This is a genomic window from Aurantiacibacter sp. MUD61 (assembly GCF_027912455.1).
In the GTDB taxonomy this organism is placed as follows: Bacteria; Pseudomonadota; Alphaproteobacteria; order Sphingomonadales; family Sphingomonadaceae; genus Alteraurantiacibacter.
The window spans coordinates 422568-437093 of record NZ_CP115446.1; the positions used below are offsets into that span (position 1 = coordinate 422568).

At 58.8% G+C, this 14526-nt stretch carries 11 protein-coding genes; 4 read left to right on the forward strand and 7 right to left on the reverse strand.

What is annotated here, in order from left to right; all coding sequences use genetic code 11:
• Positions 1-85: 85 nt before the first annotated feature.
• Positions 86-988: an aldo/keto reductase gene (locus tag O2N64_RS02025; protein ID WP_271078631.1), complete on the forward strand. Its 903-nt coding sequence runs from the start codon at positions 86-88 to the stop codon at positions 986-988.
• Here the strand turns inward: O2N64_RS02025 and O2N64_RS02030 are convergent.
• Both O2N64_RS02030 and O2N64_RS02035 read right to left on the reverse strand, forming a co-directional pair.
• Entirely contained in the window at positions 985-2457 is a 1473-nt protein-coding gene (locus O2N64_RS02030; RefSeq protein WP_271078632.1) for a glycerol-3-phosphate dehydrogenase, read from the reverse strand. The genes O2N64_RS02025 and O2N64_RS02030 overlap by 4 nt on opposite strands.
• A complete protein-coding gene (locus O2N64_RS02035; protein ID WP_271078633.1) occupies positions 2454-3737 on the reverse strand; it encodes a multidrug effflux MFS transporter in 1284 nt (427 codons plus the stop codon). The genes O2N64_RS02030 and O2N64_RS02035 overlap by 4 nt, the downstream gene beginning before the upstream one ends.
• 104 nt (positions 3738-3841) lie before the next feature.
• Here O2N64_RS02035 and dinB point away from each other — a divergent pair, with 104 nt between their 5' ends.
• On the forward strand, positions 3842-4969 hold the full coding sequence (dinB, locus tag O2N64_RS02040; protein WP_271078634.1) for a DNA polymerase IV: 1128 nt from the start codon (positions 3842-3844) through the stop codon (positions 4967-4969).
• Between the two features lie 39 nt (positions 4970-5008).
• Positions 5009-5356: a hypothetical protein gene (locus tag O2N64_RS02045; protein WP_271078635.1), complete on the forward strand. Its 348-nt coding sequence runs from the start codon at positions 5009-5011 to the stop codon at positions 5354-5356.
• Here the strand turns inward: O2N64_RS02045 and O2N64_RS02050 are convergent.
• The 5 genes from O2N64_RS02050 to O2N64_RS02070 all read right to left on the reverse strand — a co-directional run bounded on the left by O2N64_RS02050 (position 5353) and on the right by O2N64_RS02070 (position 14013).
• On the reverse strand, positions 5353-5829 hold the full coding sequence (locus tag O2N64_RS02050; RefSeq protein WP_271078636.1) for an NUDIX hydrolase: 477 nt from the start codon (positions 5827-5829) through the stop codon (positions 5353-5355). The genes O2N64_RS02045 and O2N64_RS02050 overlap by 4 nt on opposite strands.
• Positions 5817-6440 carry a 6-phosphogluconolactonase gene (locus O2N64_RS02055; protein ID WP_271078637.1) on the reverse strand — a complete coding sequence of 208 codons (624 nt, stop codon included), beginning with the start codon at positions 6438-6440 and terminating at the stop codon, positions 5817-5819. Before O2N64_RS02055 ends, O2N64_RS02050 begins: the two co-directional genes overlap by 13 nt.
• A 76-nt stretch (positions 6441-6516) precedes the next feature.
• A complete protein-coding gene (locus O2N64_RS02060; protein WP_271078638.1) occupies positions 6517-6978 on the reverse strand; it encodes a Dps family protein in 462 nt (153 codons plus the stop codon).
• Between the two features lie 104 nt (positions 6979-7082).
• A complete protein-coding gene (locus O2N64_RS02065; RefSeq protein WP_271078639.1) occupies positions 7083-7637 on the reverse strand; it encodes a hypothetical protein in 555 nt (184 codons plus the stop codon).
• A 91-nt stretch (positions 7638-7728) separates the two neighbouring features.
• Positions 7729-14013: a calcium-binding protein gene (locus O2N64_RS02070; protein WP_271078640.1), complete on the reverse strand. Its 6285-nt coding sequence runs from the start codon at positions 14011-14013 to the stop codon at positions 7729-7731.
• Positions 14014-14094: 81 nt separating this feature from the next.
• On the opposite strand from O2N64_RS02070, the gene O2N64_RS02075 reads away from it, so the two are divergent.
• Entirely contained in the window at positions 14095-14283 is a 189-nt protein-coding gene (locus tag O2N64_RS02075) for a hypothetical protein (RefSeq protein ID WP_271078641.1), read from the forward strand.
• Positions 14284-14526: the final 243 nt, after the last annotated feature.

Here is a 14526-nt window from a genome sequence, read left to right on the forward strand (position 1 = left end):
TCGTGCTGAGCTTGTCGAAGTAAGATGTCGTAATTCAGCGCAGTCGCCCTTCGACAGGCTCAGGACGAACGGGTATGTGGCGCACATGACCAGCCTCCCCGCCCCCTACCGCCGCACCGTCAACGATTCCGGCATCTCCGTCAGCCCCATTGCTTGGGGCATGTGGCGCAGTCATGGCTCAGTCGACGAAGTTGCAACGCTGCTGAACACCGCGCTCGAAGCCGGGATCGACTTTATCGACACTGCCGATATCTACGGCTTCGACGGCGAAAATGGCTTTGGCGATGTTGAGGCGAAACTTGGCGAAGTTTTCAGCGCCGATCCTTCGCTCCGCCAGCGCATCACGCTCGTCACCAAGGGCGGGATCATGCCGCCGCTGCCATATGACCAGTCGCGCGAATATATGCAGTCTGCGCTGGAAAAGTCGCTCAGCCGGCTCGGCACCGATATGATCGATCTCTATCTGATCCATCGCCCCGATATCCTCACTCACCCACAGGATCTGGCGCGCTTTCTCGATGACGCGGTGGCGAGCGGCAAGGTGCGCGCGATTGGCGTGTCGAACTTCACCACTGCGCAGATCGAGGCGCTCAGCGGATTTCTCGACACCCCGCTCAGCGCGACCCAGCCCGAAATCAGCCCGCTGCGGATCGAGCCGTTCGACAATGGCGAGATGGATCAGGCCATGCGGCTGGGCCTCACACCGATGGCGTGGAGCCCGCTTGGTGGTGGCCGCCTGATGCGTCCCGAAAGCGAGCGTGATCGCCGCGTTGCGCGCGTCTTGGGAGAAGTGGCGGAAGAGCTGGGTGTCGACCGGGCCGTCGCTGCCTACAGCTGGCTCATGGCGCATCCGGCAGGCATCGTGCCGATCGTCGGATCGCAAAAACGCGAGCGGATCACTGAAGCCGCGCAGGCGATGCAGGTCAGCTGGTCGCGCGAGCAGTGGTACAAGGTCTTCACCGCCGCCAGAGGCGCATCGCTCCCCTAACCACCCATAAATTCGCGCAAACTCGCCTGCTCGGCCTCGCTCATGTGCACGCCCTGCTTGGTGCGCCGCCAAAGCACATCATCGGCCGTCTGCGCCCATTCCACGCGGCGCAAGTAATCGACTTCCGCTTCGCTCAGCCCCGCGCCGAAATTGCGACCCAGATCGTCCCAGCTCTTCGCTTCCCCCAGCCAGTCGCCCGCGCGCGTGCCGTAGGCGCGGCCGATGCGGACCACGTCGGTCTCCGACAGGAAGGGGTAATCCTCGCGCAGGACGTCGAACAGGATGGGCTGCGCGGTGTATTTGAACTCGCCGCCGGGCAGCGGTTCCTTGCCCGTCCAGCTTTCGCCTTTGAGCACCGGCAGCCGTTCTGCGAGCTTGTCCACCGCGTCCTCTGCGACGTGGCGATAGGAGGTGATCTTGCCGCCATAAATGCCAAGGATCGGCGCACCGCGAGATGGGTCCGACAGGGCGATCTTGTAGCCGCGCGTGGCCGCTTCGGGGCGACCCGATCCGTCATCAACCAGCGCGCGCACTCCGGCATAGGTGTGCACCACGTCATCAGGCGTCACATCCTGTTCGAAATAGCGGTTGGCGGCATCGCAGAGATAGCGCATTTCTTCATCGCTCGCCTGCACATCATCGAGAGACCCGGCGTGATCGGCATCGGTCGTGCCGATCAGGGTGAAGTCATTCTCCCATGGAATGGCGAAGCAGATGCGCGTGTCGGGCTGCTGAAGAATGTAGGCGCGGTCATGGTCGAACAGCTTGGGCACGACGATATGCGATCCGCGCACGCGGCGAATGCCGTAGGCGGGTTGCTCACCCACCAGCCGCGCAAGATCGTCCGCCTCCGGCCCAGCCGCATTGACGATGGCGCGCGCCTGGAACGTTTCGCCGCCCGCTTCGACGTGCCAGATGTCTCCGTCTCTCCGGGCGGAGGTGACCAGCGTGCGGGTGCGGATTTCCGCTCCGCGCTCTGCCGCATCGAGCGCGTTCAGGACGACCAGCCGCGCATCGTCCACCCAACCGTCCGAATATTCGAAACCACGCTTGTAGCGTTTCTCCAGCGGAGCGCCTGCGGCATGCTTTTTCAGATTGACGCTGCTGGTGTTTTTCAGCCGCCCCTTGCCGCCGATATGATCGTAGAGAAACAGCCCTGCCCGCAGCATCCATCTGGGGCGCATCCCGTCCGTCACCGGTAGGATGAAGCGCATGGGCCAGACGATATGCGGCGCGATCTGCCATACGGTTTCGCGTTCGCCCAATGCCTCGCGCACCAGTGCGAATTCGTAATATTCGAGATAACGCAGGCCGCCGTGCACCAGCTTGGTCGATTTGCTCGACGTGCCGCTCGCCAGATCGCCCTTTTCAAGCAGCAGGACCTTCGCGCCGCGCCCCGCCGCATCTCGCGCGACACCAGCGCCATTTACGCCGCCACCGATGATTATCAGGTCAAAAATTTCGCTCATCGCCGGGGTATTTCTGCACGCTGGACGGGTGAATGCAAGCGGCGGAAAAGCTTGCCCCGCTCACTGAACAAAACGACGACCAGACCGAGCAAGCCGCAAGCCAGCATGGAATAGGCGAGCGGCAACGGAGTGCCATCGTACAGGCTGCCGATAAATGCGCCGAGGATCGCGCCGGTCATCATGCGCAGCGCCGTCTGGCCGCTGCTGGCGGACCCTGCGATATGCTGGAAATCCTGCATGGCGATGGAACTGAAATTCGCACCGACAAAGCCCAGCGTCGCCATCGCGCAGCTCATCAGCACGATAAATTCCCACAAGATATAAGGCGGCCCGAAGGATCGCCAGACGAGCAGCGCCGACACCACGATAAAGCCGAGCAGAGCGGCATGGCTCACCCGCCGCGCGCCGAATTTTTCGACAATGCGCGAATTGGTGAAATTGCTCGCCACCATGCCGAGCACGGCCCCGCCGAAGATCAGCGCGAAGTAATCGCCTTGCCCGAAAGTCTGCGAAATCAGCTGCTGCGAGGAATTGAGGAAGCCGAACAGCGAACCGAACACCAGCGCGGCGCCGATGACATAACCGATGGATTGGCGCGCAAAAATCGCCTTGCCCATGTTCTTGAGGATCGTCTTTGCGCGGATGTCCTGCCTATCTTCCTCGTGCAAGGTCTCTGGCAGGCGCAGCCACGCCCAGGTGGCAGCGATGCTGCCCACGATGGCCATCGCGCCGAAGATCGCGCGCCAGCCGAAAAAGTACATGATGCCCTGACCGATGGCCGGTGCGAGGATCGGCACGAGCAGGAAGATCATCATGATGAGGCTCATCAACCGGGCCATCTTGTCGCCGCCCACATGATCGCGCACCATCGCGAGCGGCACCACGCTGAGACCGGCGCAGAGCACGCCCTGCACCAGCCGGAGAGCGACCAGCAGGTCGAAATTCGTCACCAGTGCGCAAGCGAGCGACAATGTGATGTAGGAGACCAGCGCCAGCGCCAGCACGGGCCGCCGCCCGAAACGATCGGCAAAGGCTCCGGGGAAGAACGCGCCGATCCCGCCGCCAAGGAAATAGGCCCCGATCACGAATTGCCGCTCATTGCCCTCAGCGCCCATTTCTCCGGCGATCTGGCCGAGTGCGGGGAGCATGGAATCGATGCCGAAGGCCTGCAGGCTCATCAGCATCGCCATCAGGAAAATCAGCTCCCGCTCCCCCAGCTTGCGGGTCAGCGGGTTCGATTTGGCGGAATTGTCCGTTTGGGCGGGATCATCTTGGCTCACCACGGGCTTGTGGCGGTGATGTGCGCAAAAGGAAAGCACCGATTAAAGGCGGTGCCCGGCGCTTCACGGTTCCCGCATCGCGCGGGTGTGCTTATATGCCGCTCATGGCCGAGAATGCTGCCAATCCTGTTGACGAAAACGCGGATGAGGCGCCGGGTCTGCGCAAGATCATCCATGTCGATATGGATGCGTTTTTTGCGAGCGTAGAGCAGCGGGACAATCCCGAATTGCGCGGCAAGCCGGTCGCCGTGGGCGGATCGTCAGGCCGCGGCGTGGTGGCGGCGGCGAGCTACGAGGCGCGGAAATTCGGTGTGAAAAGCGCCATGCCATCGGTCACAGCCAAGCGGAAATGCCCGGACCTGATTTTCGTCAAAAGCCGCTTCGATGCCTATCGCGAGGTCTCCGCGCAGATCCGCGAAATCTTTCTCTATCACACGCCGCATGTCGAACCGCTCAGCCTCGATGAGGCGTTTCTGGATGTTACCGAAGACATTCACGGCATCGGTTCCGCCACCGCAATCGCGCAGGCTATTCGCAAGGCTATCCGCGAGACCACGCAGCTGACTGCGAGTGCGGGGGTTTCCTACAACAAATTCCTCGCCAAGCTGGCGAGCGACCAGAACAAGCCCGATGGGCTTTGCGTCATCCGCCCCGGCCAAGGTGCCGAATTCGTACAATCGCTCCCCATCCGGCGCTTCCATGGGATCGGACCAAAGGGCGCCGAAAAGATGGCGCGGCTGGGCATTGAAACAGGCGCAGACCTGGCTGGGAAAGACCTGCAGTGGCTTCGCGCACATTTCGGTAGTTTCGGCGATTATCTGTTCAAGGCGGCACGCGGGATTGATCATCGCCCCGTCCGCGCCAATCGCATCCGCAAGAGCATTGGCGGGGAGCGCACTTTCAGCGAAGATATCTCCAGCGGCAGCGCGCTGCGCGAAACGCTCGACAACATCATCGAAATCGTCTGGGGGCGCATCGCTGACAAACAGGCGAAGGGGCGAACGGTCACGCTGAAGGTGAAGTTCAACGACTTCCAGATCATGACCCGCGCCCGCTCGCTCGATGCGCCCGTGGCGGACAGGGCGCAATTCGCCGCGATCGCGCATGAGATACTGGAAGCCGAACTGCCCCTCGCCATGCCGATCCGGCTGATGGGTCTGACGCTGAGCAACCTCGAGAGAGAAAAAGAGAGCAAAGGCAAACGCGAGGATCCGCAATTGCCGTTACTCTAATTGGATTGCGCGGCCGCCCGAATCGCAGTATTTTTGACCATGGTTTTCGCAATCCTTCTGGCTGCAATCGCGCCGGCATCCGCCTCCCTCCCTGACGTCACCTATGACGAAGCTGTCGCCTGCAGCTTCCTCGGCATGGGCATTGGCCTTTCCGATACCCATTCGCGCGAAGAACAACGCGAGATTATTGGCCTGGCAGTGCGATATATGCAGGCTGCGAAGGAAATCGGCGGGCGGACCGATAGTGAAGTCGTCGATGACATGGCGGCTGCGGGCGATCTGATCGCGGCTGAAATCGATGGCAGCACAAATCCGCGACAGGAACTTGATGCCCGTTGGATGGCCTGCGTGGACAATTCGGAAAACTTGCCAGCCGCAGAGAGCTAGAGTTTTCGCGCCTGAAGCATTTCGAGACGCGGGCGCACACGCTTTTCCAGTGGCTCGGGAAGATCGTCCAAATCGAAGTAACGCGCATCGATCACCTCGCGCATGTCGGGACGGGGCTTTTCCAAAACCCGTGCAGTGAAGACCCAGACATGGTGCTTGCGGTCCTGCCCCGGCACTTGCTCCTTGTGCTCCATGACCAGTTCGAGATCGCTCAGCTCGACGCTCAACTCCTCCCTGATCTCGCGCCGGATGCCGTCCTCCGGGTTTTCGTCGCGCTTGATCCCGCCCGCCGGCATCGCCCATTTGCGCGCGCCATAGGAATGGCGCACGAGAAGCAGCTGGTCGTCGGCATCAAAGCCGATCAGCGCCACGCCGTAGACATCGGCGCTCGCATGTTGCTGCCAGAAATTGCGAATGCGATTGGCCAGCGGCATCAGCGGTCGCTGGACCCAGGCGGGGATCAGGTGAAGCATGTCACTTTCGTATCGCCGCGCGCGCCGAGCAACCGGGCGATGGGCAGATCATGCTCGCCCGCCGCGCCTGCATCGAACACGCCGCGCTTCTCATCGCCGCGAATGACGAACATCAGGCGATCGGTATCCAGAAGCGATGGCATGGTAAGCGTGATGCGATCGAACGGAGCCTCCGGCGGCAACGGATCTGGCGTGAGGCGTTTTACGCGGGCAGGCTCATTCACCTGCGGATCGGTGTTCGGGAACAGGCTGGCGATATGTCCATCCGCCCCCATGCCGAGCCAAACCAGTGCGAAATGCGGCACGTCCTCCATGACGGTCAGCGTCACAACGGTCGCACCGAGCGGCTCGAAGAGCGCGCGAATCTTGCCGGTATTGCTCGCCTGGTGATCTTCGGGGACGATCCTGTCATCGCCCGGCCATACGGTAAGGCGTGACCAATCGAGATCAGCCTTCACAAGCTCTTCGAAAATCGGGAACGGGGTCGAGCCGCCGGGTACACTGATGGCAACCGGCTCAGCACTTTCAGCGAATTTCGCAGCGATCAGCTTTTCAAGGAAAGCGGCGATCTCAGCCGCTCCGGCGTCGTCAATATATTCGATATCAGTCATGGGCCGGACCCTAAAGGCAAAACCGCCGCAGAGCGAGAACTCTGCGGCGGCGGAATAGCTATGCGTCCAACTGCGCTTACTGGATTGTCGAGCTGAGGAACCAGACACGCTCTTCTGCCATGTCGGTCCAATCGTCGAGCAACCCGTCGGTGGCATTATCGCCAGCCGCTTCAGCGTGCTTCTTGAGGGCCTTCAATGCACCGACCATTTTCCGGTTATCGTCGCGCAGTTCTTCGACCATCTTTTCTGCAGACAGGGTCGTATCATCCTGATCCTTGATCTGCGTCTTGGCAGCGACGGAAGCGATGCTGGTCAGCGTGTCGGCGCCATTCTTGCGCACGCGCTCACCGATGTCATCGATCTGGTCGCGAATTTCGATCGCCTGCTCGTCGAACAGCAGGTGGAGATCGCGGAAACGCGGGCCCTTCACATGCCAGTGAAAATTCTTAGTCTTGAAATACAGCGCGAGATGATCGGCAAGCAGGCCGTTAAGACCGTCGATCAACGCAGCTTTCGAATTGTCGCCTGAGGTACTCATAATGGGTCTCCGTAAGAAATGCGTGTTTGCCTTTTCAACGGGCGACAGCGCCGTTTGGTTTCACTTAGAATACGGATGGGCTTGATCGATAAAAGCGATCGAAATTAAACGATTGCATCAGATAAACCGATCGCAATTGCCGCAACGATCAAAAGCATTGCGATTGTAACGCGCAACATTTTGCGCGGGAGGAGTTCCCAGTCCGGTCCTGCCATGATGGCGATCCCCAACACACCCGCGGCGGCAAGTGTTCCACCAGCCGCCGCAAGGACCGGCGCGCCACTCGCGACACTCAGCGATAGCACGAGCAGACCGCTCGCATCGGCAAAGATTCCGGCGAACAAGACGATGAAAATCGCGCCGAGCGATTGTGTAGGCTCTTGCGGTGCGGAAGGCGCGTCCAGGAATGCGACCTCAGCGGCAGCCAGAGCAAGAGCTGCTGCGACGAACCATCTTTTGTGCTCAGGCGTCAGCAGGTCAGCGAATGACGTGGCCAGCCACGCCGCGGCCGCACACGCACCAATCGCACAAACAAGGGCCACACTCAAAAGCGCCGCCGGCTTTGCGCCCGCCGAAGCCAGACGCGCCACACGCACAGCCTCTCGCCCGGCCAGCATGGCAAGCGCCACCGAAAGGAAGGTGAGAAAGAATGTGGTCATGGGCAGGCTGCGTCAAACCCGAATTTGCTACGCTGTGCAAGCCACGCCCATTGCCGCCCCTGTTCACCCTGAGCGCGGCGTCGATACGTAATTAAGCGAACCAGTCCTGATGCTCACGCATGATCGAATTGTTGTCGCGCGTGTCGGCATGGCAGCTGGCGCCAAAGCTGCACAGATCCTGACGGATGAGAGCGATGCGTTTCAGCATTGCACTTTCCTCACCTTTCGAGCGCAACATATGCGAAGGGCCGGTCTGAGGAATCAGAGCCGCGTCCTGATCGATGACCCCGGAGAGACCATCAAAGACTGCGTTCACCAGTGGGCTGCTCTCAGGCCGCAAATAACCTTGCAAGGAAGAGTCTTTTGGCTGTGAGCGCGTCAATGGAAGATCTTGCGAACGCAGAGTCCCCTGCTGTTTGACCTCACGCAGGGACTCGGGACCGTATTCCGCGTGATAGGCATTTACGAGCATCTGGCGACGTTCGGACATTGCGGAATGGCGGCCCTCGACATGGCCAATGTGTTTATCCATTTGCATTGGCGCTGGCGCGGCCCGCTTACTCTGCACGTTTTCCTTAAGTTCGAGATAGCCGAGCGAGACGTCGGCTAGGCCTGCAAAACCATCGAAGTCAGAGAAAGTGACCTTTGTGACTTCGTTGATAGCGTTGCCGCCATATTCCGATCGGCCCTGCTGTCCGAACAATTCGATTGTGGCGACGCTCGTATCGATGATGGAAACAAGCTCGCCATCCTGCGTCACGCCATCGTGATTGCTGTCGAACCAGATTTTCAGGTCCTGCCAAATGGCATCGCCTGCATCCAGGATGCCGTCCTCATTGCCATCAAATGTGCGCAGGCCCTCAAGGTCGGTCGCGCCGCGACCCGCATATTGCGAGAAGGAAATTTCCTGCCCCGATGTGATGGCATTGTCGCCATCCAGATCGAGCGCCAGGATGCCGTCACCGCCGGAAATCCAGCCGATCCGTTCGAGATCGCCATCACCATCAGCATCGAAGTTGATCTGGGAGCGCCCGACCGGCGTCAATTCAAGGCCGTTCAAATCGAAATCGATCACGATTGGTGCAAGTTCACCGCCGAAATCTGCCGTGTCGGTATTTGCGGTATCGCGTGCGAACAATTTGCTCGTTTCTTTTCTGGTGAAAGCCTTCGAGGAATCCTTCTCAGAGCCGCCGTGCTCAACACCGAGAACCACATCACCAAAGCCGCCCGCTGACCCGTCAGCATAGGTGAAGGTCCCAGAGTTCAGGACTGCATTCTTGGAGGTCTTCTTGTGCTTGTCATTGGTCGGCTCGCCCGTCAGATCGATCGACACGATGCCATGCTCTGCGAGTGTCTTCAGCTCGCCTTCCTCAGAAATGCCGTTGGCATTCGCATCCTGCCACAGCAGGAAATTGGCGTAAAAGACGTCGTTCGAATCCAGCTTGCCATCGGAGACGCCTTCGGCATCGAAATCAAAGCCACGCAGACCTTCAAGGTCTGTCGTCGCGCCTTCGGCATCCTGGATGAAGCTGATTTCCGAAATATCGTCGATTGCGCCAGAGCCATCGCGGTCCAGTGCGAGAAAGGCATCGTCGCCGGAAATCCAGCCGAGATTGTCGAGCAGGCCATCTTCATCGACATCCCACGCAACGCTGCTTTTAGACGCCTTGACCAGTTCGACACCGTCACCATCAAGGTCCATGACGATCGGCCAAATCGGACCACCCATTGGATCAGGTGCATAGGTGATAGACACCGTACCTGAACCTGTCGACGTTCCGTCACTGGCCGTGACGGTAACGTTCGCGAACTCGTAATCCTGCCGGTTCCAATAGGCAGTGGTGTAAAGTTGGCTGCCTCCATTCAGCATGTAATAGTCTTCGTTGAGATTGCTGGTGTGCGATGTGACCGAAAAAGTCAGCGTATCGCCCTCGGGATCATAGGCGTTGATCGTGGTGATCGCTCCACCTGTGAATCTGGAATAGATAGTGATGTTTCGATCTTCGACCTGCGGCGGGCTGCTGGAACCGGTGGCATCGCCCACCAGCTTTGGCAGCGATAGCTTGTGACCATTGATCTGGATGTATTCGACCGCCTTCGCCAAGGTTTTCTGGCCGATGATCTTCACCCTGTCGGGCGCGTTGAATGCAGTGTAGTTCTGCCCGTCCACCTTGAGGCCGATATACAAATCATTGCCGCTATATTCGATCATCAGGTCGCTCGACTTGATGTCCCCGGCGAACACCAAGGTCTCATAGCCGCCGGTATCGTCGATAATGTCGACGCCGCTACCGCGCCCGAAGATATAGGTGTCTGAATGCGCACCGCCGCGCAGTGTGTCGGTACCCGCACCGCCGATGAGCACATCGAGGCCTTCGCCCCCATTGATGACATCATTGCCGGAATAGCCATGCAGCCAGTCGCTTTGGCCTGTTCCATGCAGCGTATTGTTGCCGCCACCGCCGTTCTGAAAGCTGGTCAGATGACTAATCCATAGCCAAGACCCATTTTCGAAAGTCAGGCGGTCCATGGTGTAGGACTTCAGACCCTGGCTATCGGTGCTGAAATGGCTTTGGACATACATTTTGTCCGAAGTGGATTTGCGACCAAGGACGAGAGTCGAGCCGCTGCGAGACATGGTGAGGTCGTTCAGCGAAATCGAGCCGTCGACCACCATGTAATCGTAGAAACCGCCGGTGTCCGTCACATAATCGACACCCGTTCCATCGGTAAAACCGTAGGAATCGTCGCCGCCCTTGCCATACATGTAGTCATTGCCTGCGCCAGCCTGAAAGCGCTCGCTTTCGTCGGTCCCATGAATGGTATCGCCAAAATTGGAGCCGATCACCTGTTCGATGCTGCTGTAGGTATCACCTGCAGCCCAGCCGCCGGAACCGGTGCCGGATCCGAGATTCACGTAAACGCCTGCCGTGGAATCCGCATAATCGACTGTGTCGATGCCTTCGCCACCGTCAAAAGCAATCGCGCCCGTGGAAGCGCGCAAGATGTCACTGCCCCCAAGGCCTGCCAGCTTGCCGGTCGCAGCGCGCGCACGCAGGTCATCGCTGTGCGATGAACCTTCGATGCTCTCGATCGAGGTAAAGCTGTCGCCATGCGCTTCACCGCCGCTTGCCGTACCTGCGGTAAGATCGACCGTAACGCCGGAATTGGAATGGCGATAGGAAACCGTGTCGCTTCCGGCGTTGCCGTTGAGCGTATCACGGCCTGTGCCGCCAATAAGCGTATCGTTGCCGCTGCCACCCGAAATGGTATCATCAGACGCGCCGCCATCGAGCACGTTATGCTGGCTGTCTCCGATGAGCGTGTCGGCATAGCGCGTGCCCGCAACGTTCTCGATGCCGACTGCACCGTCACCATAGGCTCTGTATGTGTATGACGTATCCTTGCCGACATTCATGTCGATGGTCACAGCCCGATCGAAAAGGCGATAGCTGATCGTATCGCTGCCTGCCTGACCGTTCATGTAATCCCAGATGTTGTCGTCATCGGCCAGGAACAGGTCGTTGCCGTTCCCGCCGAACATGGCATCCTTACCGGCACCGCCATGGATGGTATCGTCGCCGTCTTCTCCGTAGAGACCGCCAGGCGCAGGCCCGTTGGTCCAATTCTGGACGTAGTCGTTGCCATCGCCGCCTTTGATGAAGTCGTTTCCGCTGCCACCGTAGATGCGGTCGACGCCCGCGCCGCCGTCCAGCCAGTCCCAGCCGGCATAGCCATAGATTTGATTGTGGCCGTCGTTGCCGATGAAGATGTCATCGCTGAGGCGCGAGCTGCCTGTCATGCCCGGGCCGTTCATGCTGCTCGCAGAGACCGCATCCGAAATGGTGATATTGTTGGAACCGGTTGCGGTCACGATGTCCGAATATATCGAGCCGGTGTAGTTCGCAGTGATGTTGACCGTGCGGCGATAGCCCATGGTAGACGCGAAATTGTCGATCACCATGGAGCTTTGAGGATCGTCCGCCCACCCGCTTGTGTCGATCAGGTTGCCTGATGTCGGAGTAGTCCCGTCAACAGTCCTGATCTGCGGCTTCGCCCAATATGTCGAATAGCCGGTCTTCGCTTCATCGTAGTAGTTGAAGAAGCGGAGGGCCGTTGTCGAACGGGTACGAGCCGGATCCCAGGCATAATTGGTGACATTGGCGATCTTCTCCCCGGTCGAGGCATCATAGACGCCGCCCATATCGGCCTGTGCACTCAGGCGCTCACCCTCAGGCAGGATGTAGGCAACGACCTTGTACCATTTGTCGGCCTGCATGGAGTTGCCGCTGCCGGGAATGGCGGACCAGAAATACGGATTGTTCTTCGGCGAACCGCTGACTGCATTCACCACCGTGTTGGACATGGTGCCGAAATAGGCGCGATGCTTGTTCAGCGTGTGGCCTTGCACGTAAACCGTGAATTCGTAGCCTTTGCTGCCATCAATCGTAACGGCATTTGAACTAGTGATCCCGCCACCGTTGGCTGCGCCGTGGTTCTGCCCTGTCTCCATCGCAGTGATCGTTTCACCGCCCGGCCCTTCGACCATGCGCCAACGCGTGGTTTCATTTGACGCGCTGGACCAGCCCGCCACAGTGGCATTGCCGCCCCGCACAGTCTCACCAGCAGAAATCCGCAAGTCACCGCCCTGCCAATTAAGCTCGATATCAGCGGGATCGACACCATTCAGGAAAGGCGAGCCTTCAAGGAACCCGTGTAGACCGCCGTAGAAATCGGATTTGTGGAAATCATCGAAGCCCATTTCCGAGGAGCGGAGGAGAGTTAAAATCCATCCTTGAGCGAGCGCGGATTCAGGAGCCAAAGCAATGGCGGCATCAATCAAAGGCGCCTTTGATTGGTAAAACGAATAATCAGCAGCAACAGAAAGATCACCTAATAGCTGGCCGAAATCGAAACTCGCCCTGTCTGTGTTCTCTTCCAGGGTCTTGTAGAGGGCGCGCTTCAGATAGATGTCTCCGCCCTGCAGGGTCACGCTATCGAGCGCGACCCTAATCCCGTGGTTCAAAGCTTGCGTCGAATTATCATAGCTTCCCGTCAAGCTATGGTTTTGACTATTTTCGCCAGCTCCCCAATATACGAAATCGCTATTTTCCTGGCCATAAGCGCCCGCTCCGATCCTTGTCGGATTTTGGTAGGCGCTTGCGCTTGTGCCTAGTCCATCAATAACTCGATTGAGGACATCTCCGGCCGAGGTAGCGAGATCGATTGCCCGCTCACGGGCTTTTTGATTGTCGCTACTAGATCCCCAATCGTCGGCCCAACTGGCACCTGTAGTGAACTCGCCGAGCGCAGCATTCCAAACCACATGCGCGCCGGACTCCGGAGTGGAATTGCCACCAAAGAGTGAGCCTATCACGCCGCCAAGCAGAGCCCCGACAAATGCACCCACCCCTGGCGCAAGGAAGTTTGCGATAATCGCGCTCGATTTGGCAAAAACGCTTGCCGCGAGTGCACCGCCGACCGCGCCACCCACCGAGAATCCGATCTGACCACCGACACTATCGAAAGTCTTGACGAATGAAGCGAGTTTTGACCCGAGGAAAGATCCGGCAAAGCCTGCAAAGTCGAGTGTCCCCAAACCGTCGAAGGCAGCACTCGCGCCATCCTTCACAATATTGCTGGCGATGGTCGATAGAGCAAAGCTGGCTGTGGAATTCAACGCTTCGCCTGCAAAGCCATCGATGCCCAGTTTCGCGAACGCTTCACCAACGAAATAGGACGTCAAAGCGCCTGCGCCCGCACCGGCTATATTGACGCCAAGGTTGCTGAGCGATTCACGGCTGAAAATATCGGCCAATTCTTCGGCCGACTCAGAAGAGTAGAATAGTCGCCCGCTAATATCGCCAGCAACCTCGCTCAGAACAGAGCCGACCAAGGCACCAGCGAGTGCATTGTCGCCAAAAAGCCGCCGACCGATCGACGATGAAAAAGCCTTCGCAGCCGCCACGCCGCCAGCGGCCCAATCAGGGGATGACAGGCCGTTCTCAGTGCTAACCCCGCTGTTCTCAAACACCTGGGTGGTCGTTCCATTGTTGATCAAGGCGTATTGGGGTGCCCCAACAGAGCCAAAACCGCTGTCAGCGCCCCCTGACATGTCCCCAAAGTAGTCGCCCCCCGGCAAAACGGTTACTACCCCCTTCCGAGGAGTTTTGACTGTGTCATAGGGTATATAATTGAGACTGAAAGTCGTACCGAAATTGGGATCGAAAGACGCGTTCGTAATGAAATCGCCATAGAGTTCGTCTTCCTCGGTAAGCGAGAAATCCATTAGATCGAAGAGGTCCCCCAGACCCAAGGCGCCCAGAACCCCGTAATCGAGCAAATCATTGAAAGCCCACCACGGTATGTCGTCCAAGGAAGCCACGGCTGCCAGCCCAATGAGCAGCGACGGTTCGCCACGGTTTGGCATATTTATCAGCTGCCCTTCCCGCGCAACTTGACCAGCAATCTCAGCCCATCGCTGGAAAGCCGACCTATCGCTGAAGCTAAATATTCCTCCAGTGCCGAAGATATTAAAGCCATAGGCCTCGCCAAATGCGCCGCCTGCCCAACCAGAACGAGGGAAACCAAGATCGTTGACAGCGCTGCCGACATCCAGCTCGAAGATACTTTGCGCGCTGAATGAGGTCGCGCCGGTCATAACATCAATCATGTAGTCGGCGACGAGACTTGCCAGTCCATCCGAGACTTGCTGGTTGCGAGCGAGCGACACCGGGCCAAGCCCCAATTCTTGGCTCATCAAATCGTTGGAGCGGAAAACCGTGTACCGCAGAGCGTTGTCGTTTATCGGACCGGGCTTATTGATGTACCGCGCGGACTTGAACCAATTGACCATCGTGCTTGGAACCACCGATGGATTGGATTCCGC

Bases quoted from the DNA above. Each gene is read 5' to 3' on its own strand.
- O2N64_RS02025 (WP_271078631.1), top strand. From the start codon at position 86: ATGACCAGCCTCCCCGCCCCCTACCGCCGCACCGTCAACGATTCCGGC.
- O2N64_RS02030 (WP_271078632.1), bottom strand. From the start codon at position 2,457: ATGAGCGAAATTTTTGACCTGATAATCATCGGTGGCGGCGTAAATGGC.
- dinB (WP_271078634.1), top strand. From the start codon at position 3,842: ATGGCCGAGAATGCTGCCAATCCTGTTGACGAAAACGCGGATGAGGCG.
- O2N64_RS02045 (WP_271078635.1), top strand. From the start codon at position 5,009: ATGGTTTTCGCAATCCTTCTGGCTGCAATCGCGCCGGCATCCGCCTCC.
- O2N64_RS02050 (WP_271078636.1), bottom strand. From the start codon at position 5,829: ATGCTTCACCTGATCCCCGCCTGGGTCCAGCGACCGCTGATGCCGCTG.
- O2N64_RS02055 (WP_271078637.1), bottom strand. From the start codon at position 6,440: ATGACTGATATCGAATATATTGACGACGCCGGAGCGGCTGAGATCGCC.
- O2N64_RS02060 (WP_271078638.1), bottom strand. From the start codon at position 6,978: ATGAGTACCTCAGGCGACAATTCGAAAGCTGCGTTGATCGACGGTCTT.
- O2N64_RS02065 (WP_271078639.1), bottom strand. From the start codon at position 7,637: ATGACCACATTCTTTCTCACCTTCCTTTCGGTGGCGCTTGCCATGCTG.